The organism is Rhizobium redzepovicii (assembly GCF_019793435.1).
Classification (GTDB): domain Bacteria; phylum Pseudomonadota; class Alphaproteobacteria; order Rhizobiales; family Rhizobiaceae; genus Rhizobium; species Rhizobium redzepovicii.
The window spans coordinates 293,564-314,024 of record NZ_JAILYH010000001.1; the positions used below are offsets into that span (position 1 = coordinate 293,564).

General features: G+C 62.4%; 16 protein-coding genes. 13 read left to right on the plus strand and 3 right to left on the minus strand.

All coding sequences use genetic code 11. From position 1 onward, the window contains the following. Positions 1 to 7: 7 nt before the first annotated feature. Together K6N12_RS01435 and K6N12_RS01440 are read right to left on the minus strand one after the other, a co-directional pair. On the minus strand, positions 8 to 454 hold the full coding sequence (locus K6N12_RS01435; RefSeq protein WP_131710720.1) for a DUF805 domain-containing protein: 447 nt from the start codon (positions 452 to 454) through the stop codon (positions 8 to 10). Between the two features lie 293 nt (positions 455 to 747). Next, positions 748 to 1,227: a class I SAM-dependent methyltransferase gene (locus K6N12_RS01440; protein ID WP_222148606.1), complete on the minus strand. Its 480-nt coding sequence runs from the start codon at positions 1,225 to 1,227 to the stop codon at positions 748 to 750. Between the two features lie 124 nt (positions 1,228 to 1,351). On the opposite strand from K6N12_RS01440, the gene K6N12_RS01445 reads away from it, so the two are divergent. Beyond that, positions 1,352 to 2,527 carry a DUF3095 domain-containing protein gene (locus tag K6N12_RS01445; protein ID WP_183854695.1) on the plus strand — a complete coding sequence of 392 codons (1,176 nt, stop codon included), beginning with the start codon at positions 1,352 to 1,354 and terminating at the stop codon, positions 2,525 to 2,527. On the opposite strand, the gene K6N12_RS01450 is transcribed toward K6N12_RS01445, so the two are convergent. Then, complete coding sequence (locus K6N12_RS01450; protein ID WP_222148607.1) at positions 2,517 to 3,854, minus strand: nucleotide sugar dehydrogenase; 1,338 nt, start codon at positions 3,852 to 3,854, stop codon at positions 2,517 to 2,519. The genes K6N12_RS01445 and K6N12_RS01450 overlap by 11 nt on opposite strands. A gap of 577 nt (positions 3,855 to 4,431) precedes the next feature. Between K6N12_RS01450 and K6N12_RS01455 the strand changes: the two genes are divergently transcribed. The 12 genes from K6N12_RS01455 to K6N12_RS01510 all read left to right on the plus strand — a co-directional run bounded on the left by K6N12_RS01455 (position 4,432) and on the right by K6N12_RS01510 (position 20,399). Then, the gene (locus K6N12_RS01455; RefSeq protein ID WP_222148608.1) at positions 4,432 to 5,775 is read left to right on the plus strand and encodes an adenylate/guanylate cyclase domain-containing protein; all 1,344 of its coding nucleotides are present in this window, start codon (positions 4,432 to 4,434) and stop codon (positions 5,773 to 5,775) included. A gap of 154 nt (positions 5,776 to 5,929) precedes the next feature. After that, positions 5,930 to 7,825: an ABC transporter ATP-binding protein gene (locus tag K6N12_RS01460; RefSeq protein WP_222148609.1), complete on the plus strand. Its 1,896-nt coding sequence runs from the start codon at positions 5,930 to 5,932 to the stop codon at positions 7,823 to 7,825. Continuing rightward, positions 7,819 to 9,726 (plus strand): ABC transporter substrate-binding protein, encoded by a 1,908-nt coding sequence (locus K6N12_RS01465; RefSeq protein WP_183777887.1) that lies wholly within the window; start codon positions 7,819 to 7,821, stop codon positions 9,724 to 9,726. The genes K6N12_RS01460 and K6N12_RS01465 overlap by 7 nt, the downstream gene beginning before the upstream one ends. A gap of 3 nt (positions 9,727 to 9,729) precedes the next feature. Beyond that, positions 9,730 to 10,728 carry an ABC transporter permease gene (locus tag K6N12_RS01470; protein ID WP_088940698.1) on the plus strand — a complete coding sequence of 333 codons (999 nt, stop codon included), beginning with the start codon at positions 9,730 to 9,732 and terminating at the stop codon, positions 10,726 to 10,728. Continuing rightward, positions 10,728 to 11,900, plus strand: coding sequence for an ABC transporter permease (locus K6N12_RS01475; protein WP_183777885.1), 1,173 nt, complete (start codon positions 10,728 to 10,730; stop codon positions 11,898 to 11,900). Before K6N12_RS01470 ends, K6N12_RS01475 begins: the two co-directional genes overlap by 1 nt. Before the next feature lie 97 nt (positions 11,901 to 11,997). Continuing rightward, entirely contained in the window at positions 11,998 to 13,203 is a 1,206-nt protein-coding gene (locus K6N12_RS01480) for a glycosyltransferase family protein (RefSeq protein ID WP_097625635.1), read from the plus strand. A gap of 9 nt (positions 13,204 to 13,212) precedes the next feature. After that, the gene (locus K6N12_RS01485; protein ID WP_222148610.1) at positions 13,213 to 14,457 is read left to right on the plus strand and encodes a glycosyltransferase; all 1,245 of its coding nucleotides are present in this window, start codon (positions 13,213 to 13,215) and stop codon (positions 14,455 to 14,457) included. Then, positions 14,454 to 15,602, plus strand: coding sequence for a glycosyltransferase family protein (locus tag K6N12_RS01490; RefSeq protein ID WP_097625637.1), 1,149 nt, complete (start codon positions 14,454 to 14,456; stop codon positions 15,600 to 15,602). The genes K6N12_RS01485 and K6N12_RS01490 overlap by 4 nt, the downstream gene beginning before the upstream one ends. Positions 15,603 to 15,713: 111 nt before the next feature. Next, the gene (locus K6N12_RS01495) at positions 15,714 to 16,409 is read left to right on the plus strand and encodes a helix-turn-helix transcriptional regulator (RefSeq protein ID WP_222148611.1); all 696 of its coding nucleotides are present in this window, start codon (positions 15,714 to 15,716) and stop codon (positions 16,407 to 16,409) included. Positions 16,410 to 16,475: 66 nt separating this feature from the next. Next, positions 16,476 to 16,850: a VOC family protein gene (locus tag K6N12_RS01500; RefSeq protein ID WP_183777881.1), complete on the plus strand. Its 375-nt coding sequence runs from the start codon at positions 16,476 to 16,478 to the stop codon at positions 16,848 to 16,850. A 3-nt stretch (positions 16,851 to 16,853) separates the two neighbouring features. Next, the gene (locus K6N12_RS01505) at positions 16,854 to 17,306 is read left to right on the plus strand and encodes an EVE domain-containing protein (RefSeq protein WP_222148612.1); all 453 of its coding nucleotides are present in this window, start codon (positions 16,854 to 16,856) and stop codon (positions 17,304 to 17,306) included. A gap of 378 nt (positions 17,307 to 17,684) precedes the next feature. Beyond that, the gene (locus tag K6N12_RS01510; protein WP_183777879.1) at positions 17,685 to 20,399 is read left to right on the plus strand and encodes an ABC transporter ATP-binding protein; all 2,715 of its coding nucleotides are present in this window, start codon (positions 17,685 to 17,687) and stop codon (positions 20,397 to 20,399) included. The last annotated feature ends 62 nt before the right edge of the window (positions 20,400 to 20,461 follow it).

Genomic DNA, 20,461 nt, shown 5'->3' on the forward strand with positions numbered 1-20,461 from the left:
CCAGCTCTTAGGCAAAGACCTCTGCGCGCGCTTCAGGACGCAACGGATCGGGCCCGAACTTGTTCGGACCTTCGGTGCCCGGAAGCACGTTGATCACGAGGATCGCAATAACTGCAATCAGACCGATGTAGGGAACGAAATTAGCAATGCACAGCGCGAGGTACCACCAACCGGAAATGTTGCGATCATGGAAGCGGCGTACTTGAACTGCTATCGCTGGCAAAAACATCGCGAGCCAAATCAATCCGCCGAGGAAGAAGAGGAGGGCGAGTGGTGGGGGAACTCCGTCCCGGAAATCGGAAAAGCCGGCGACTACATTGCACAAGATGCCCATCGCAAGCAGTACTAGAACATAAAATAAGACATACCACCAATATTCCGCGCGGGAAGCTCTTCCGAAGAAAGTAGCATATTTCTGCACCAGAACCGTGCCGGCAGCTTCTGTAAACCCCACTTTAATGCCCCATCTCTGCCAGCTGAGAGTTTTTGGCGATCTCACCTATCGACTCGAAGAAACCAGCTACAATTCAAACGCATAAATTGCAATGAGGCAGTTGCGTCGTTTCTGCATTGAAAAGCGTGAGCAGTGAGATTTTTGACTTCGAGGACCACGAGATGGGTTGGTTCGCGACCTGCCAGGGCGATCATACGATGTGGTGCTTTACGCCCTACCCGGGGGAGAAGGGGATCGTGGCAACGCCTCGCTTCTGTCGAACGGCAGTCGCCACAACCGCCTTCTGCTGCGGCTCATGTCCTCCGATACAAAAAATACCGCCCTTCCTTGATCCCCTCCGGCAACGGCAGCGCCACCAGCTCGGCATGATCCAGCGGCAGGCCGCTCACGGCGATGCCGTTGGGGGTGAGCACGCCGGCCATCAGCTGCGGCAGCCAGGTCAGCGTCACCGCATCGATCTCGTCATGGCCGGTGCCGATATCGGCGTGGGCGAGTGCCGCGCCGATGCCGAGGAAGGCCTGGCCGGACTCGCGGATATTGCCGGTCACCATATCTTCCGCCGCCGGTGTCGAGGCCGAATAGGAGCGGACCTCCCAGTCAAAGGCGACGATGCGGCGGCCGGGGAAATTTTCGCGCAGATGGTCATAGGTGCGGCCGTTGCCGAGACCGAATTCCAGCACCGGGCCTTCGATTTCGCCGACCAGATCGATGATCGCGTTCAAAATGTCGCGTTGGGCCGTCAACCGGCGAATGAAGCTGTCGAGGCGGCTCATCTAATCCATATCCGTCATGAAATATCGTGAGCGCGTGCTAACACATGAAACCTTGCCAAGTCGATTGCCGTAAATGGGAAATGGCGTTGCAGTGGCAACATGGGTCTGTGCTAAGCTGGATGACATGAAAACCGTGACCGACGAAGAATTCTTTGCCGCCGTGCCGTTGTTCAGCGCCTTCGAGGGCGTGACCGATGCCGCAAACTACCGGCCGCTGCCGGATGGGTGGGTGCTGGCGCTTGCCGATATCGTCGGCTCGACGCAGGCAATCGCCAGCGGCCGCTACAAGGACGTCAACATGGCCGGCGCCAGCGTCATTTCGGCTGTGTTGAATGCCGTCGGCAAGGGCGATTATCCCTTCGTCTTCGGCGGCGACGGCGCGCTGATCGCGCTTCCGGGCTCGCTGGAGCAGACGGCACGCGATGCCCTTGCCGCCGTGCAGATCTGGGTCGAGGAGGATCTCGGCCTGATGCTGCGCGTCGCCATCGTTCCGGTCGCCGACACCCGCGCCGAGGGCCTTGACGTGCGCGTCGCGCGCTACTCGGCAAGCCCGCATGTCACCTATGCGATGTTTTGGGGCGGCGGCACCAGTTGGGCGGAGAGACAGATGAAGCTCGGCCATTACGCGGTCGGGCGCGCGGCGGCCGGAACACGCCCGGATCTGACCGGCCTTTCCTGCCGCTGGAGCCCGATTGATGCGCAGAACGGCGAGATCGTCTCGATCATCGCGGTTCCAGGCGAAGGCCGGCCGGGCGAAGAATTCCGCGACCTCGTCAACGGCATCGTCGCGATCACCGGCGAACAGAACCGCGGCAGCCATCCGGTGCCGGCCGATGGCCCGGAGCTTGCCTTCTCGCTGCACGGCATCAATCGCGAGGCCAAGGCCACAGCCCCCGCCGGCCGGCGCTTGCGCCAGAAGCTGATCATCTTCCTGCAGCTCGCCATCACCGTGGTCTGCTATCGGCTCGGCATTCCGCTCGGCCGCTTCGACGCACGCCGCTACAAGCGCGACGTCGCCGGCAATTCCGATTTCCGCAAGTTCGACGACGGGCTGAAAATGACGGTCGACGTCGACGCCGAACATCTGAAACGGATCGAGACGCTGCTGGAAGCGGCACGCGCCAAGGGTATTGCCCGCTACGGCCTGCATCGGCAGGCCTCGGCGCTGATGACCTGCTTCGTGCCGACGCCGATTTCGCGCGACCATATGCATTTCATCGACGGCGCGTCAGGCGGTTATGCGGTGGCTGCCAGCCGGATGACCGGAAAATCGCTTTCCGGCGTTGCCGTCACGCCTTGATGACGTGATCGGCCGAAAGGCCGAGCCGGTTGAAAACGTTGCGGGTGTCGATGATCAGCGCAGCGCTTTTTGCCAGCGTCGCATAATCGACGCTGTCATGGTCGGTGGCGACCAGCACCGCATCGTAGCCGGCGATAGTATCAGGCGTCAGCGCCACCGATTGGCGGCCCTTCAGCGCCTGGTATTCACGTGTCGGCGGGATCTCGGCGACGAAGGGGTCGTGATAATCGGCCCGCCCGCCGCGTTCCTCGATGATCTCGATCAGCCGCAGCGATGGGCTCTCTCTTATGTCGGCGACGTTCTTCTTGTAGGCGAGCCCGATCACCAGCACCTTGCTGCGGCTCAGCGCCTTGCCGGCGCGGATATCGAGGGCTTCGGCAAGCTTGCCGACGACGTAACGCGGCATCGCCGAATTGATCTCGCCGGCGAGCTCGATGAAGCGGGTGGGCAGCTCGTATTCGCGCGATTTCCAGGTGAGATAGAAGGGGTCGATCGGGATGCAGTGGCCGCCAAGGCCGGGGCCGGGATAGAAGGGCATGTAGCCGAAGGGCTTGGTCTTGGCCGCGTCGATCACCTCCCAGACGTCGATGCCCATCGCCGCATAGACGGTCTTCAACTCGTTGACGAGGGCGATGTTGACCGAGCGGAAGATGTTTTCGGTGAGCTTCACCGCCTCGGCCGTCGCATTCGAGGAGACCGGAACGACGGTCGACACGGCCGCACCGTAGAAGGCCTTCATCAGGGCCAGCGCCTCGGGCCCGTCGCCGGCGACGACCTTCGGGATGGTGGCGGTGTGATAATGCTGATTGCCGGGATCCTCCCGCTCCGGCGAGAAGCCGACGTAAAAATCCGCGCCGGATTTCAGTCCCGTGCCTTCGAGGATGACCTTGACGATATCGTCGGTGGTGCCGGGATAAGTGGTCGATTCCAGCACGACGAGCTGGCCGGGCCGCAGATGCTGGGCGATCGAGCGCGACGTCGCCTCGACGAAGGAGAGATCGGGATCGCGATGTTTGGTGAGCGGCGTCGGCACACAGATGATGATGACGTCGCACTCGGCAAGACCGGCAAAATCGGTGGTCGCCTGGAAGCGCCCGGCCTCGATCTCGGCCGACAGCGCCTCATTGGTGACGGCATCGATGTAAGAGCGGCGGGCATCGAGCGCCACCATCTTGGAGGGATCGATGTCGAAGCCGGTGACCGCAAAGCCGCTGCGCGCCACCGCGATTGCCAGCGGCAGGCCGACATAACCGAGCCCGATGACGCCGGCACGGGCGTTGCGGGTTTCGATCTTCTGCAAAAGCGTGTCGAAGGTGGAGATGGCCAAGGCGGGATCTTTCGGAACGGGGAAGAGGAAGCTGATCTAATGCATGATCGCGGTGAATTAAACCCGGGGGGCTCTTCTCCCCGGCGGCAATAGCGTCGGTTGGCGACCAAGACCCTTCCCCAACCCTCCCCACAAGGGGAGGGCCAACCTGCGGCACCGGCCTGCCGTCTTTCAGCCCCAGCGTTCTCGGCGATAATTTTGAGTAGGACGACGCGGCAAGCTAAGCCCCTCCCTTGTGGGGAGGGTCCTGGGCTGCTCAAAGATCCTTACCCGGGTGTGGCCAAAATGCCCCGGCACAATCCTTTGTTGCAACTTGAGCGCACAAAAAAATTCCGCTCCCATTGTTTCGCATTTGCAGCATCCCTATTTTGACTTTCAACAATAAACTGCCGTGAAAGGACTGCCCGTCCGGTCTTCTAGGGGCGCAGAGGGGTGCCGCTGTCGGGCTTTCGGCAGATCGTTGACAAATAATACCGCTCGTACATCCTGATTTCCTTGTGACCTGCGCATAAAAATGTGCCGGCCGAGGGATTTTTGGCTCTTGGGGATGGCGTGCCTTATGAGGATCATACCGAGAATGAGCACGATCGAATCCAGCGTGTCCTCCATCCTGTTGGACCGGGTCGCTGAATGGCTGACGAACTCTTCGCTGGCCGGAGACGAGCTTGAAAACATCGTGCGCGGTTTCTGCGAAAGGATCGCGGCGGCCGGCCTGCCGATCGCGCGCGTGCATCTGACCTTTTCGATGCTGCATCCGCTTTATGACGCGCTGAGCTTTACCTGGCGGCGCGCCAGCGGCGTCACCATCGAGGGCTTCCGCATGCCGGCCGGGCAGAAGCCGGACCGTTTTCTGCAGAGCCCCTATTATTACCTGCTCGACAACAACCTGCAGCACATCCGCCGCCGGCTGATGCAGGAAGGGCCGGCCGAATTTCCGATCTTCGAGGACCTGCGCAAGGACGCCATCACCGATTACCTCGCCTTCGTGCAGCCCTTCGGCGACGGCTCGGTGCAGGGCATGATGGGCTCCTGGTCGACCGACCATCATAACGGCTTTTCCGACGACATGATCGACGCGCTTCTCCGGATGCAGAACCATCTGGCGGTTGCCGCCAAGATGGCCGTGCTCGGCAAGCTCGCCAACAACATGCTGACCACCTATCTCGGCGGCGATGCCGGCAAGCGGGTGCTGAACGGCCAGATCCGCCGCGGCGACGGCGAGACGATCCGTGCCGCGCTCGTCATGGGCGACATGCGCGAATCCACCATGTATGCCGAAAAGGAAGGCCGCCAGGCCTATATCGACACGCTGAACCAGTTCTTCGACGCGATCGCCGCGCCCTTCAACCGCAACGGCGGCGAGATCTTAAGCTTCCTCGGCGACGGCTTCCTCGCCGTCTATCCCTGCGGGCGCCACAAGGACCCGTCGAAAATCGCCTGCGAGGCAGCGCTTTCCGCCGTCCATCAGGCGCAGGCGCGGGTCGCCGAGCTCAACAAGGACCGCGAGGCGAAGGGCCTCAGCAAGGTCGGCTACGGCATCGGCCTGCATGTTGGCAACGTCATGTTCGGCAATGTCGGCCTGAAAGACCGGCTGACCTTCTCCGCCTTCGGCTCGGCCGTCAACGAGGTGCAGCGGCTGCAGATCCTGACCAAGAAATATGGCCGTGAGGTCGTCGCGAGCCAGGCTTTTGCCGGTTATTGCGGCGGCGAATGGACGACGCTCGGCGAAGAGAAGCTGCGCGGCATCCGCCAGAAGGTGACGGTGCTGCAGCCACGGGCGCCGGCCCCCGAGATCAACGTCGACGATGGCTTCCGCGAGGCGGTGCAGAACGGGCTGTCCGAAGCCGAGCAAGTTATTCTCCTGCACCGCGACGCGAAGAAACACGTCGAGCGCACAACCACGGAGAAGTTCATCCAGTAAAGCCTCGAACGCCTGCTATGAATCTGCGCTTCTCGCCTGGGGAACTTCGGCGCGATGTGGTGGTTTTCCCTTGATTGTCATCAACTAGACACCCCGTTTGCGGTACGATAGTGTGCCTTAACGGGAACATAGAAGACTGGGGAATTTCATTGGTATGGCGTCTGCAGCCGATTTGTTGCGTATTGAAAATCTCGACGTCTCCTTCTCGGTTTTCGGCGACCGGCTGCGTGTCGTAAAGGAAGCCAATCTTCGCATCCTCCCGGGCAAGGTTACCGCTCTCGTCGGCGAATCCGGCTCCGGCAAGTCGGTGATCAGCCAGTCTGTGATGGGCATCCTGCCCAACCCGGCCAAGGCCTCCGGCAGCATTCTTTTCACCGATCCGCTCGACGGCAGCACGACCGATATCCTGTCGCTCTCGCGCGACAGTGAGGAAATGCGCGACCTGCGCGGCCGGCGCATGGCGACGATCTTCCAGGAGCCGATGACCTCGCTTTCGCCGCTGCATACGGTCGGAAACCAGATCAGCGAAGTGCTTTTGATCCATACCGAGATCGACAAGCAGGAAGCGCGTGAGAAGACCGAGGAAATGCTCGGCCTCGTCGGCTTCACCAATCCGCACCGCACCTACGACATGTATCCGTTCGAACTGTCCGGCGGCATGCGCCAGCGCGCAATGATCGCCATGGCGTTGATCTGCAAGCCGGCGCTGTTGATTGCCGACGAGCCGACGACGGCGCTCGACGTGACGATCCAGGCGCAGATCCTCGAATTGCTGCGCGAACTGCAGGCCAAGCTCGGCATGGCGATGCTGCTTATCACCCACGATCTCGGCATCGTCGCCAACATGGCCGACGAGGTGGTCGTCATCTATCACGGCGAGATCATGGAAGCCGGGCCGGTCGAAGCGATCTTCCGCAATCCGCAGCATGCCTATCTGAAGGCGCTGATGGCCGCCGTTCCGCATTTCGACATGAAACCCGGCGAGCGGCTGAAGGCGCTGCGCGACGTGCCGGTCAATCTCGAAACCCTCGTCGGCAAGAAGAAGCCGTTGCAGGCGGAGGCGCCAGGCACGCTGCTTTCGGTCGCCAACCTCTCGAAAACCTATAAGACGCGCAAGCGCAGTTTTCTCGGCAAGCACGAAGCCGCCGTCGTGCACGCCGTCGACGACGTCAGCTTCGACATCCGTCGCGGCGAATGCCTTGGCCTTGTCGGCGAATCCGGTTGCGGCAAGACGACGCTCAGCAAGATCCTGATGCGCGCCATCACACCCGACGGCGGCGCGGTGGTGTTCAACGACGGCAAGGACGTGATCGACGTGCTTTCGGTACGCGGCGAGGCATTGCAGGACATGCGCACCAAGATCCAGATGGTGTTCCAGGATCCGGTCTCCTCGCTCTCGCCGCGCATGACGGTGCGCAACATCCTCAGCGAACCGCTGGAGATTCACGACCGCGGCGACAGTGACGAGCACAAGCGCAAGGTCGAAGGGCTGATGGCGGCGATCGGCCTCGACAAGCGTTACCTCAGCCGTTACCCGCACAGTTTTTCCGGCGGCCAGCGTCAGCGCATCGGCATTGCCCGCGCGCTTGCCCTCGGCCCGAAGCTCATCATCCTCGACGAGCCGGTCTCGGCCCTCGACGTCTCCGTCCAGGCGCAGATCCTCAACCTGTTGAAGGACCTGCAGAAGGAACTGGGGCTGACATATCTGTTCATCTCGCACAATCTCGCCGTCGTCGACTACATGGCCGACCGCATCGCCGTGATGTGCAAGGGCCGTATCGTCGAGATCGCGCCGCGTGAGATCATCCTGCGCGATCCGGTGCACCCCTATACGAAATCGCTGCTCGCCGCCGTCCCCTTCCCCGATCTCGATCGGCCGCTCGATTTCAAGGCGCTCCGGGAAAACGGCGCAGCAGACAAGCAAAACTGGGGTGTGACCTTCACCGCCGAGCATGACGACGCGGCCGAGCTTGCCTATGCCGATCTCGGCGACGGCCATCTGGTGCGCGCCCGCAAAGGCGCCGATGCCAAGGAGTTGCGAGGATGGTGACGCGTCGCACCTTTCTGGGCGGCCTTGTCGGCGCTGCAATCGCCCCTGCAGTGCTTCGGGCGGAGCCGACCGGCGAGCCTGAGTTTCTCAAGGAGCGGCTGGCATCGGGCAGCCTGCCCCCGATGGCCGGGCGCATTCCCGCCCGCCCGCGCATCGTCAACCTGAAGGAGATGGGGCTTGCCCCCGGCAGCTACGGCGGCACGGTGCGCACCATCATCGGCAGCCAGCGCGACATCCGCTTCATGACGATCTACGGCTATGCCCGGCTGATCGGCTACAACAAGCACCTGCAGTTCCAGCCGGATATCCTCGCTGATTTCAGCTCGGAAGACGACACGGTCTTCACCTTCAGGCTGCGCGAAGGCCATAAATGGTCCGATGGGGAGCCGTTCACGGCTGACGACTTCCGCTACTGGTGGGAAGACGTCATCCTGAACGACAAGCTGACACCGGGCGGCGGCGCGCTGGAGCTTCGCCCGCACGGCAGCCTGCCGCGTTTCGAGGTGCTCGATCCGCTGACGGTGCGCTACACTTGGGAAAAACCCAACCCGATGTTCCTGCCCACGCTGGCAGGACCGATCCCGCTCGTCATCGTCGGGCCGGCGCATTATCTCAAGCAATTCCATAAGAAGTTCCAGCCCGACCAGGCGAAGATGGAACAGATGATGCAGACCAACCGCGTCAAGAAATGGCAGGACCTGCACATCAAGATGGCCCGCTCCTACCGGCCTGAGAATCCCAACCTGCCGACGCTCGATCCCTGGCGCAACACGACGGCACTGCCGGCCGAGCAGTTCGTCTTCGAGCGCAACCCGTTCTTCCACCGCGTCGACGAGACCGGCAGGCAGCTTCCCTATCTCGACCGGTTCATCCTCAACGTCTCCTCCTCGTCGATCATCGCCGCCAAGGCGGGTGCCGGCGAGGCCGACCTGCAGGCGACCGGCATCGACTTCAACGACTACACCTTTCTGAAAGAAGCTGAGAAGCGCTTCCCGGTGAAGGTCAATCTCTGGAAGGTGGCGCGCGGCTCGCGCATCACGCTGCTGCCGAACCTCAACTGCGCCGACGAGGTATGGCGCGGCCTTTTCCGCGACGTGCGCCTGCGCCGCGCCTTGTCGCTGGCGATCGACCGGCACGAGATCAACATGGTCGCCTTCTACGGCTTGGGCACGCCGAGCGCCGATACCGTCCTGCCCGACAGCCCGCTGTTCAAGCAGGAATATGCCGATGCCTTCGTGAAGTTCGATGCCGACGAGGCCAACCGGCTGCTCGACGAGATCGGCCTGACCAAGCGCGGCGATGACGGCATAAGGCTGCTGCCGGACGGGCGGCGCGCCGAGATCACCGTCGAGACCGCCGGCGAGAGCAATCTCGATACCGACGTGCTGGAGCTGGTGCACGATCACTGGGCTAATATCGGCCTTGCGCTTTATACACGCACGTCGCAGCGCGACGTCTTCCGCAACCGCGCCATGAGCGGTTCGATCATGATGTCGATCTGGTACGGCCTCGACAATGGTGTTCCCACCGCCGACATGTCGCCCTCGGGGCTGGCGCCGACGCTGGACGATCAGCTGCAATGGCCGCTCTGGGGCATGCATTACCTCTCCGCCGGCCAGGAGGGCGCCGCTCCCGACCTGCCGGAGGCGGCCGAACTGGTCGACCTGCTCGGCCAGTGGGGCTCGACGGCGAAATTCGAGGAGCGCCAGGTGATCTGGCACAAGATGCTGTCGCTCTATACGCAGCAGGTGTTCTCGATCGGGCTGATCAACAGCACGCTGCAGCCGGTCCTTTGCGCCGCCAAGCTGCAGAACCTGCCGGAGAAAGCCCTCTACGGCTTCGATCCCACCTCCTATCTCGGCATCTACATGCCGGATACATTCTGGTACAAGGAGGCCTGAGGCGTGCTCAGATACATTCTCTGGCGCATCGCCGCCATGGTGCCGACGCTCTTCGTCATTTCGGCGCTGGTTTTCACCATCATCGAGCTGCCGCCGGGCGACTTCTTCGAGAGCCAGATCGCCGAGCTGCGCGCCTCCGGCGAGACTGCCAACCTCCAGGAAATCGAGGAGATGCGCCAGCAATACGGCTTCGACAAGCCGGAGATCGTGCGCTATTTCTACTGGGTCGGCGGCATGCTGCACGGTGATTTCGGCTATTCCTTCGAATACCAGATGCCGGTTTCCGACGTGGTCGGCGAGCGCCTGTGGCTGACGATCCTCGTCTCCTTCACGACCATCTTGCTCACCTGGCTGATCGCCTTTCCGATCGGCATCTATTCGGCCACGCACCAGTATAGCTGGAGCGATTACGGGCTGACCTTCCTCGGCCTGCTCGGCATCGCCGTTCCGAATTTCATGCTGGCGCTGATCCTGATGTATTTCGCCAATATCTGGTTCGGCATCTCGATCGGCCATCTGATGGACCAGCAATATATCTCGGCGCCGATGAGCTGGGAGAAGGCGCGATCGATCCTCTCCCACCTGTGGATTCCCGTCATCATCGTCGGCACGGCGGGGACTGCCGGCATGATCCGGCGGCTGCGCGCCAACCTGCTCGACGAGATGCAGAAGCAATATGTGACGACGGCGCGCGCCAAGGGCCTGCATCCGATGCGGGCGCTGTTGAAATATCCGCTGCGCATGGCGCTCAACTTCTTCGTCGCCGATATCGGCTCGATCCTGCCGTCGATCATTTCAGGCGCCGAGATCGTCGCGATCGTGCTGTCGCTGGAGACGACGGGACCGATGCTGATCAAGGCGCTGCAAAGCCAGGACATGTATCTCGCCGGCTCCTTCCTGATGTTCCTCGCCTTCCTCAACGTCATCGGCGTTCTGATCTCCGACATCGCCCTCGGCTTCCTCGATCCCCGCATCCGTCTGCAAGGCAGGAGCACCAAATAATGTCGCCCCTTCCCGCGCCCGGCGCGCCGCTTCCCCATTACGTCTCGACCGCGCCCTTCGATCCGCTGGCGACCGAAACGATGACGGCGGCGCAATCGCGCATCCATCTCGCTTCGCAGAAACAGCTGATGTGGTGGAAGTTCAAGCAGCACAGGCTGGCCTTGATCTCCGGCATCTTTCTCGCCGCCGTCTACGCGATGATTCTGATCGTCGAGTTCCTGGCGCCCTACGGCCTGCATTCGCGCAATGTCGATTTCATCCATGCGCCACCGCAGCGCGTCCATTTCTTCGACAAGGGCAATTTCGTCGGCCCCTTCGTCTATGGCCGCAGCATGACGCTCGATCTCGACACGCTGCACCGCGTCTATACCGACCGGCCGAACGACGTGCAGCCGATCCGTTTTTTCTGCCGCGGCGATGCCTATAAATTCTGGGGTTTTGCGGCCTCGAACTATCATCTGGTCTGCCCGGCGATCGGCGGGCAGATGTTCCTGCTCGGCACCGACCGGCTCGGCCGCGACGTTCTCTCGCGCATTCTTTACGGCGCGCGGATATCGCTGACGATCGGCCTGATCGGCATTTCGATCAGCTTCCTGCTCGGCATCGTCATCGGCGGCCTTGCCGGTTATCGCGGCGGCATTTTCGATCTCGTTGTCCAGCGCCTGATCGAAGTGCTGCAATCGCTGCCGAGCCTGCCGCTATGGATGGCGCTGGCCGCCATCATGCCGGTGACCTGGAGCCCGATCGTCATCTATTTCGGCATTACCGTCATCCTCGGCATCATCGACTGGACCGGACTGGCGCGAGCCGTGCGCTCCAAGCTTCTGGCACTGCGCGAGGAGGATTACGTCCAGGCGGCACAGCTGATGGGCGCCAGTACGCCGCGCATCATCGGCCGGCATCTGGTGCCGGGCTTCATGTCGCATCTCATTGCCTCGGCGACGATTTCGATCCCCGGCATGATCCTCGGCGAGACCGCGCTCTCCTTCCTCGGCCTCGGCCTTCGCCCGCCGATCACCAGCTGGGGCATTCTGCTGACCGAGGCAAAAAGCGTCAGCGTCATCGCCTTTTATCCTTGGCTGCTCTATCCGATCATTCCTGTTGTTCTTGTCATTTTGGCGTTCAACTTTCTGGGAGACGGCTTGCGTGATGCGGCAGATCCCTACAAATAGCAGAAAACACGGCGGCGCCTTATGGCACCGCCCCCGCCACGTGGCCTCCGGACGGTGGGGGTACTAACGCATGCTGTTCACCCCGGAGGGAACACCCATGGCCAGACGTCTCGAAGATGCGCGCATCCTCATGTACAGTCACGACACCTTCGGCCTTGGCCATCTCAGGCGCTGTCGCGCCATTGCCCATGCGCTGGTCGAGGATTATCGCGGCCTCAACATCCTGATCATTTCGGGCGCGACGATCGCCGGCGCCTTCGACTACCGCGCGCGCGTCGACTTCGTGAAGATCCCGAGCGTCATCAAGCTGCGCAACGGGGAATATACCTCGCTTGCCAGCCATATCGACCTGCACGAAACGCTGAAGATGCGCGAATCGAGCATCCGCCACACCGCCGAGACCTTCCAGCCCGACATCTTCATCGTCGACAAGGAGCCGATGGGATTGAAGGGCGAGGTCGAGGATACGCTCGCCTATCTCAAGGCCCGCGGCACCGTGCTGGTGCTCGGCCTGCGCGAAATCATGGACGCGCCGCATCTGCTCGACGCCGAGTGGAAGCGGAACGGCATCATGCAGAAGATCGACCAATATTACGACAGCGTCTGGGTCTATGGCCCGCCTGATTTCTACGATCCGCTTATGGGTCTCGACGTGCCGGCCAGCCTGCGCCGAAAGATGGATTTCGTCGGCTTCCTGCAGCGCAGCGTCTCCAAGGGCAAGAGCTCGATCAACGCCCGCAAGGATAATTACCTCCTGGTCACCACAGGCGGCGGCGGCGACGGCTCCGATCTCGTGCACGACGTGATGAACGCCTACGAGGCCGATCCGACGCTGACGCAGAAAGCGCTTGTCGTGCTCGGGCCCTATATGCCGGCCGCCGAGCGGGCCAAGCTGGTGCAGAAGGGCGAAGCCATCCCCTATATCGAGGTGATCGAGTTCGACAACCACATGGAAGAGCTGATCGACGGCGCCACCGGCGTCGTCGCCATGGGCGGCTACAACACCTATTGCGAGATCCTTTCCTTCGACAAACCGGCCCTCATCGTGCCGCGCGTCAAGCCGCGCGAGGAACAGCTGCTTCGTGCCCAGCGGGCAAGCGCGCTCGGCCTTGTCGATATGCTGCTGCCGGAACAATCGGCCGATCCCACCATCATGTCCGAGGCTCTGAAACGTCTGCCTTCCCGCCTGCCGCCGTCGAAGAGCGGCAGCAACATGCATCTTGAAGGGCTGGACCACATCTCGCAGACGGTCGGGCGATGGATCGACGGCCGCGCCAGCCACCTTTCCCTCGTCGCGGAATAGGGCACAGCCTTGCCGCCACGCCGCAAGATCCTCGTCGTGCTGAAAGGCTATCCCCGCCTTTCGGAAACCTTCATCGCCCAGGAGCTGCTCGGCTTGGAAAAGGCCGGCTTCGACCTGACGCTGATTTCGATGCGCCGGCCGACCGACAAGAAGCGCCATCCCGTGCATGACGAGATCAGGGCGCGGGTCGTCTACCTGCCGGAATATCTGCATGAGGAGCCGATCCGCGTGCTGAAAGGCCTGGTTGCCGGCTTCTCAAAACCCGGCTTCAAGGTCCTGATCAAACGTTTCCTCGCCGACCTCAAGCGCGACATCTCCCGCAACCGCTTCCGCCGTCTCGGCCAGGCGCTGGTGCTGGGACGCGAATGGCCGGATAGGGGCGAATGGCTGCATGCCCATTTCATCCACACGCCGGCTTCGGTGACGGAATATGCAAGCATCCTCACTGGCACACCCTGGACTTGTTCGGCCCATGCCAAGGATATCTGGACGTCGCCCGACTGGGAGCTGCAGGAAAAACTCGGCAGCGCCCGCTGGGCCGTCACCTGCACCAAGACAGGTTATGAGCACATGCGCGCCCTGACATCCCGCAAGGATGCCGTGCACCTGAGTTACCACGGTCTCGATCTTGCCCGTTTCGGCCATTTTGCCGGCGAGCGTTCGCAGAGAACCGGCAGCGACCCTGACGATCCCGCCTTCATCCTCAGCGTCGGCCGGGCCGTCGAGAAGAAGGGCTATGACGTGCTGCTGCACGCGCTCGCCCTGCTACCCCATGACCTTCATTGGCGCATGGACCATATCGGCGGCGGCGAGGAGCTTGCCAAACTGAAGGCGCTCGCCAGCGAGCTCGGACTCTCCAACCGCATCGTCTGGAAGGGCGCCATGGCGCAGGAAGACGTGCTCGATCACTACCGCCGCGCCGACCTCTTCGCGCTCGCCTGCCGGATCGCCGCCAATGGCGACCGCGACGGCCTGCCGAACGTGCTTGTGGAGGCTTCGAGCCAGCGCCTCGTCTGCCTCTCGACGGCGGTATCCGGCGTGCCGGAGCTTTTGGACGACGGCGAAAACGGCCTGGTCGTGCCGCCGGAGGATCCAGGTAGGCTTGCCAAAGCGCTGGAGACGGCGATCCGCAACCCGGCGCTCCGCAAGCGCCTCGGCGACGCCGCTGAAAGACGGGTGCGCGACGATTTCGACTATCACTCCAGCATTCGGCAGCTCACCGGCCTGTTCGAGGCCGAATGGCAGAAGTCATGACGGCACCGCGCATCTTTTTCTACGTCCAGCACCTGCTCGGCATCGGCCACATCGCCCGCGCCAGCCGCATCGCCAATGCGCTCGTCAAGGACGGTTTCGACGTCACGGTGGTCACCGGCGGCCTGCCGGTGCCGGGTTTTCCCGGCGACGGCGTCAAGACCGTGGCCCTGCCGCCGGTCGTCGCCAGCAATGCCGGCTTTTCCGGCCTCGCCGACGCCGATGGCCGCCCCGCCGGTGAGGATTTCCTCAATGCCCGCCGCGATCTGCTGCTTGAGGCCTTCCATGCCGCCAGGCCCGATGTCGTGATCATCGAAGCCTTCCCCTTCGGCCGGCGGCAGATGCGCTTCGAACTGCTGCCGCTGCTGGCGGCGATCGACAAAACCGAACCGCGGCCGAAACTCTTAAGCTCGGTGCGCGACATCCTGCAAGAAAACCGCAAGGCCGGCCGCGACGCGGAGACGGCAGCATTGGTCAAGGATCATTTCGATGCGGTGCTCGTCCATGGCGATCCCGATTTCACCAGGCTTGAGGATACTTTTCCGCTGACGGCAGAGATCGCCGACAGGTTGCGTTATACCGGCCTCGTTGCAGCGCCGCCGGCGCCGGAACCGACTGAAACCTTCGACATTATCGCATCGGCAGGCGGCGGCGCGGTCGGCGCCGCGCTGATCGGCGCGGCAAAAGACGCGGCCGCCCTCCTGCCCGGCAATCTTCGCTGGCTGCTGATAGCAGGCCCGAATCTGCCGGAAGCCGATTTCGCGGCATTGTCTGAGGATGCAGCACCAAACGTGACGTTGGTCCGCTTCCGCAAGGATTTTCCCTCGCTGTTGCGCGGCGCCAAGGTCTCGATCTCGCAGGCAGGCTACAACACGGTCGGCGATCTCCTGCGTACCGAATGCCGGGCAATCCTCATCCCCTTCGTCACCGGCGGCGAAACCGAACAGACGGTGCGCGCCGAGCGGCTGCAGGCGCTTGATCTCGCCGACATACTGCCGGAAACGGGACTGACGCCCGGCCATGTGAAGGAGGCGGTCGAAAAAGCGCTCGCCGCGCCGCGCCGCGGAGCAGTCTCGCTCGATCTCGACGGCGCTGAGAAGACCGCCGGCATCATCCGCTCCATGCTGGTCGGCAATTCGAAGTCTTGAGTATCTCAATGAGCGCAGGCGGCTAAAGAAGTGGGCGCACGGTTTCGGCAAATCCGGGCAAATCTGATCCTGCCAGTATCTGGCAGCAGCAAGCCTGTATAAGCTTACCGCATGTCCCGTTCCGAACGCCTTCTCGACCTTCTCCAGGTATTGCGCCGCCACCGCCGGCCGGTCAGTGGCGAGGTGCTGGCTGACGAGATCGGCGTCAGTATCCGCACACTCTATCGGGATATCGCCAGCCTTCAGGCCCAAGGCGCAGCGATCGAGGGCGAACCGGGTGTCGGTTATATTTTGAAACCCGGATTTCTCCTGCCGCCGCTGATGTTTCCGCCGGAGGAGATCGAAGCGCTCGTCCTTGGCTCCCGATGGGTGGCGGATAGAGGGGACGATCATTTGCGCGATGCGGCGCGAAATGCGCTGGCGCGGATTGCCGCCGTGCTGCCGCCCGAACTGCGCGACGCACTGGATGCATCCGCCCTCCTGGTGGGGCCTGGGGTCAAACTCCCTGTCGACCAGGTCGATCCGGCGCTTCTGCGCAAGGCGATCCGCACCGAACGCAAGCTTTTGATCTCCTATAGCGACGGGGCCGGCGTGGCATCGGAGCGTGTGGTGTGGCCGTTCGCGCTGGCTTTTTTCGACCAGGTGCGCCTCCTTCTCGGCTGGTGCGAACTCCGCCAGGATTTCCGCTCGTTTCGCACGGATCGAATTGTTCATGCGCAGGTGCTCGACGCACGGTATCCCAAGCGCAGGCAGGCGCTGCTGAAACAATGGCGGGAGATCCAGGGAATATCGCATCGTGACGCATGATACTGCCAGAAATTGGCAGTGTCTGGTCATAAGCTTCTACTGTCCAACGAACAACAGGAGCGCCTTATGACCGCCAGCAACAGCATTCTTCTCTACGTGACCGATGCCCCGACAAGCGCCCGCTTCTACACCAGCCTGCTCGGGAAGGAGCCCGTGGAGGCGAGCGCGACCTTCGCCATGTTCATCTTGCCCTCCGGCCTGGGGCTCGGTCTCTGGGGCAAAGCGGGCGTGGAGCCCGCGCCGGCAGCAGCGGGCGGCGGCTGCGACATAGGTTTTAAGGTCGCGACATCAGACATCGTCGATGCGACCCACGCCGATTGGCGGGCCAAGGGCGCTGATATCGTCATGGCGCCGACCGATCTCGATTTCGGCCGAAGCTTTGTCGCCGCCGATCCCGATGGGCATCGCCTGCGCGTCTACACCGTGACCGAGGAGGGTTGAGCCATGGCCAGAGCCTGGATCGCCGTCGCTTCCGCAGAGCATGTCCGCATCGGCCGTCAAGCCGGCTTCATGCAGGTCTGTCACGGCAAGGCATCACCCCTCAGGCGCATCACGCCTGGGGATCGCGTGATCTACTACTCGCCCACCGTCGTCTTTGGCGGCAAGGACCGCCTGCAGGCTTTCACCGCGATCGGCGCGGCTCGTGACGGCGCGCCATACCAGGTGGAGATGGAAAGCGGTTTCAGGCCCTGGCGTCGCGATGTCGATTGGCAGCCGGCAGAGGAAACCCCGATCCAGCCCCTGCTTGACCGGCTGGCCTTCACACGGGTCGGCCCCAATTGGGGCTATCAGCTTCGCTTCGGTTTGTTCGGCATCAGTGATGAGGATGCCGACATGATCGCGGAAGCGATGAGCTGCTCCACTGCAAACGCCATGCTGCGAGCAGTCGCGGCTTGAGCGCGACCTCTCTTGAGATCTGCAATTGACGAGCCCCCGGATTTTTTCCGGGGGTTTCTTTTGCTCGCAGCGCCGATCTCGGGATGATCGCCGAGCCGCCTGCTGCCCCGCATTTCCGTTAATCGGAATCGATTCAAGGATAAAATTATTCAGCAATTCCAAGTGCTACGGTGTCCTTTTCGCGTCTTTTCAGACGCACGGCGCTGCAATCCAAAATTCCTGTGATATAAGCAAAGTTCCGGCGAGAATCGGCCTTTCTGCAGCCGGTCTCTTCGCCTTGTTTTCATTGCGATATCGGCGGTCCGGCTGCATGGTCCTGTTCTCAGAATTGCTCCCCATCCCGGCCCCCGGAATTTCCCAGCACGCTGACGGTTAGCCATGGAAAAAAGCCTCGCCCGCTACATCTGGAAGAACACGCGGCTGCAGCAGCTGTGGATTCTGGCTGTCGTCGCCGCCTCGATGGTGCCCTATTTCCTGTCTTTCGACCTGCCGAAGCAGATCGTTAACGGACCGATCCAGGGCGACGGTTTCGAAGGTCCAGGCGCAAGGCAGACCTTCATGCACATCGCCTACGACATTCCGCTGATCGGCCATGTCGAATTTTTTCAAGGCTTGCAGCTCAACCGTTTCCAGATGCTGATGGCCCTCAGCCTGGTGTTCCTTGCGCTGGTGGTGCTGAACGGCCTCTTCAAGTTCTATATCAACACCTATAAGGGCCGGCTCGGCGAGCGCATGCTGCGCCGTATCCGCTTCGAACTGATCGACCGGGTCTTACGTTTTCCGCCTATCCACTTCAAGCGGGTGAAATCGGCCGAGATCGCCACGATGATCAAGGACGAGGTGGAGCCGATGGGCGGCTTCACCGGTGATGCCTTCGTCTCGCCTGCCCTTCTCGGCGGCCAGGCGATCACCGCCCTCGCCTTCATCATCGTCCAGAATTTCTGGCTCGGCATGATCGCCGCCGGCATCGTCGGCGTGCAGGCCGTCGTCATTCCCCGCATGCGCAAGCGCCTGCTGGACCTTGGCCGCCAGCGGCAGCTGACGGCGCGTGAGCTTTCCGGCCGTGTCGGCGAAATCGTCGACGGCATCGGCACGATCCACGGCAACGACACCTCCAACCTCGAGCGCGCCGACATTGCCTCGCGGCTCGGCCGGATCTTTTCGATCCGTTACGACCTTTACCAGTGGAAGTTCCTGGTGAAGTTCATCAACAACTTCCTTGCCCAGGTGACACCCTTCCTGTTCTACGCGATCGGCGGTTATCTGGCGCTGCAGGGCCGGCTCGACATCGGCCAGCTCGTCGCCGTCATATCAGCCTACAAGGACCTGCCCGGGCCATTGAAGGAGCTGATCGACTGGGACCAGATGCGCCAGGACGTGCAGGTGAAGTACCAGCAGGTCTACGAGCAGTTCAACGTCGAGCCGCTGATCGACAGCCGCATCCAGGAGCTGGCCACCGCCCCCGTCGGCGCGCTAACGAGTGCGCTCGTCGTCACCAATCTCTCACTCTCCGACGACAGCGGCGCCCGCCTCGTCGACCACGTCTCCGTCGAGATCAAGCCGAACGAGACGGTAGCGATCGTCGGCCCGAACGGCAGCGGCGCGGAAGCCTTCGCCGAAGCGCTCGGCCGCATGGTCTGGCCCGATTCCGGCCGCATCACTATCGACGGCCGCGACCTGCTGGATCTGCCGGAATCAATCACCGGCCGGCGGATCTCCTATGCCTCGGCCGATACCTTCTTCTTCCACGGCACGCTCGCCAGCAATCTGCTTTACGGCCTCAAACACGCGCCGATGACCGATCCCGTCTACGACGAGAAGGAAGCGCTCGAATATAAATGGCATTCCGTCGAGGCAGTGAAGGCCGGCAATCCGACGCTCGATCTCAACAGCGATTGGGTGGATTACCAGGCGGCCGGCGCCAGCGGGCCGGAGGATCTGCTGAAAGCCATCCGGCCGGTGCTCGACGCCGTGCTGATCTCGCAGGACATCCTCGACCTGGCGCTGCGCTCGACCGTCAATACCCACGTGCATGTTGCAGTCAGCGACCATGTCGTCGCCCTGCGCGCTTCGCTGAGAGACCGGCTGCGCGACGAAGGGCTCGACGGCATCGTCGTGCCATTCGACTTCGACGCCTATAACGCCCAGGCAACGGTCGGCGAAAACCTGCTCTTCGGCACCATGAAGCGGCCGCTGATGACCAATCGCCGGCTTGCCGCCCATCCCTATTTCCAGCAGCTGTTCCGCGAGACGGGCTTGAGCACCGATCTCTACGCCATGGGCCTGGAGATTGCAGAGAACGCCGTCGAACTCTTCCACGACCTGCCGCCGGACCATCCGTTCTTCCAGCAACTGACGTTCATGACGGCGGACGACATTCCGACCTACCAGGCGCTGCTGCAGAAGCTGCAAAGCCGCCGCTTCGAGGACGCCACACCCGAGGAACGCTCGGCCATCATCCGGCTGAGCTTTGCCTATATCGAACCCCGTCACCGCTTCGGTCTGCTGACCGACGAGCTGATGGACAAGATCGTCAGCGCCCGCAAGCAGTTCCACGAGCATATCCCGGCCGATCTCGGCGAGCTGATCGAGCGCTACGACGCCGAGCGTTTCACCCCGTCGGCAAGCCTGATGGACAATGTGCTCTTCGGCCGCATCGCCTACCAGCAGGCCGACGCCTCCGATCGCATCCGCGCCATCATGGGCGAACTCTTCGACGCGCTCGATCTTTATGACGATGTCCTGTCGATCGGGCTGGAATTCGACGTCGGCTCCGGCGGCAAGCGGCTGACCATGGTGCAGCGGCAGAAGCTCAACCTGGCCCGTGCGCTGCTGAAACGCTCGGACTATTTCATCTTCAACCGGCCGCTGTCGGCGCTCGACCAGCGCGTTCAGGACCAGATTACCCGCAACATCGTCCAGGACCTGCACGAGGAAGGCAAGCGGCCGTCGATCATCTGGGTGCTCTCCAATGCGCGCCTTGCCGAGATGTTCGACCGGATCCTGCTCTTCGACCGCGGCGGCTTGGCCGAAGCCGGAAACTATCCCGAACTTTCCGAGAAAAACGGGATGTTCAAGGAACTGTTATCGTAATATTCTATAGGGGCGGCGATGGTAGGCGTTCCCGGGGGGACGCCAGGAATTGAAGGCGCCAG

Excerpts from the sequence above, each read along its gene's own strand:
- K6N12_RS01460 (WP_222148609.1), top strand. The coding sequence starts at position 5,930 with ATGGCGTCTGCAGCCGATTTGTTGCGTATTGAAAATCTCGACGTCTCC.
- K6N12_RS01510 (WP_183777879.1), top strand. The coding sequence starts at position 17,685 with ATGGAAAAAAGCCTCGCCCGCTACATCTGGAAGAACACGCGGCTGCAG.
- K6N12_RS01480 (WP_097625635.1), top strand. The coding sequence starts at position 11,998 with ATGGCCAGACGTCTCGAAGATGCGCGCATCCTCATGTACAGTCACGAC.
- K6N12_RS01490 (WP_097625637.1), top strand. The coding sequence starts at position 14,454 with ATGACGGCACCGCGCATCTTTTTCTACGTCCAGCACCTGCTCGGCATC.
- K6N12_RS01505 (WP_222148612.1), top strand. The coding sequence starts at position 16,854 with ATGGCCAGAGCCTGGATCGCCGTCGCTTCCGCAGAGCATGTCCGCATC.
- K6N12_RS01475 (WP_183777885.1), top strand. The coding sequence starts at position 10,728 with ATGTCGCCCCTTCCCGCGCCCGGCGCGCCGCTTCCCCATTACGTCTCG.
- K6N12_RS01445 (WP_183854695.1), top strand. The coding sequence starts at position 1,352 with ATGAAAACCGTGACCGACGAAGAATTCTTTGCCGCCGTGCCGTTGTTC.
- K6N12_RS01495 (WP_222148611.1), top strand. The coding sequence starts at position 15,714 with ATGTCCCGTTCCGAACGCCTTCTCGACCTTCTCCAGGTATTGCGCCGC.
- K6N12_RS01465 (WP_183777887.1), top strand. The coding sequence starts at position 7,819 with ATGGTGACGCGTCGCACCTTTCTGGGCGGCCTTGTCGGCGCTGCAATC.
- K6N12_RS01455 (WP_222148608.1), top strand. The coding sequence starts at position 4,432 with ATGAGCACGATCGAATCCAGCGTGTCCTCCATCCTGTTGGACCGGGTC.
- K6N12_RS01440 (WP_222148606.1), bottom strand. The coding sequence starts at position 1,227 with ATGAGCCGCCTCGACAGCTTCATTCGCCGGTTGACGGCCCAACGCGAC.
- K6N12_RS01500 (WP_183777881.1), top strand. The coding sequence starts at position 16,476 with ATGACCGCCAGCAACAGCATTCTTCTCTACGTGACCGATGCCCCGACA.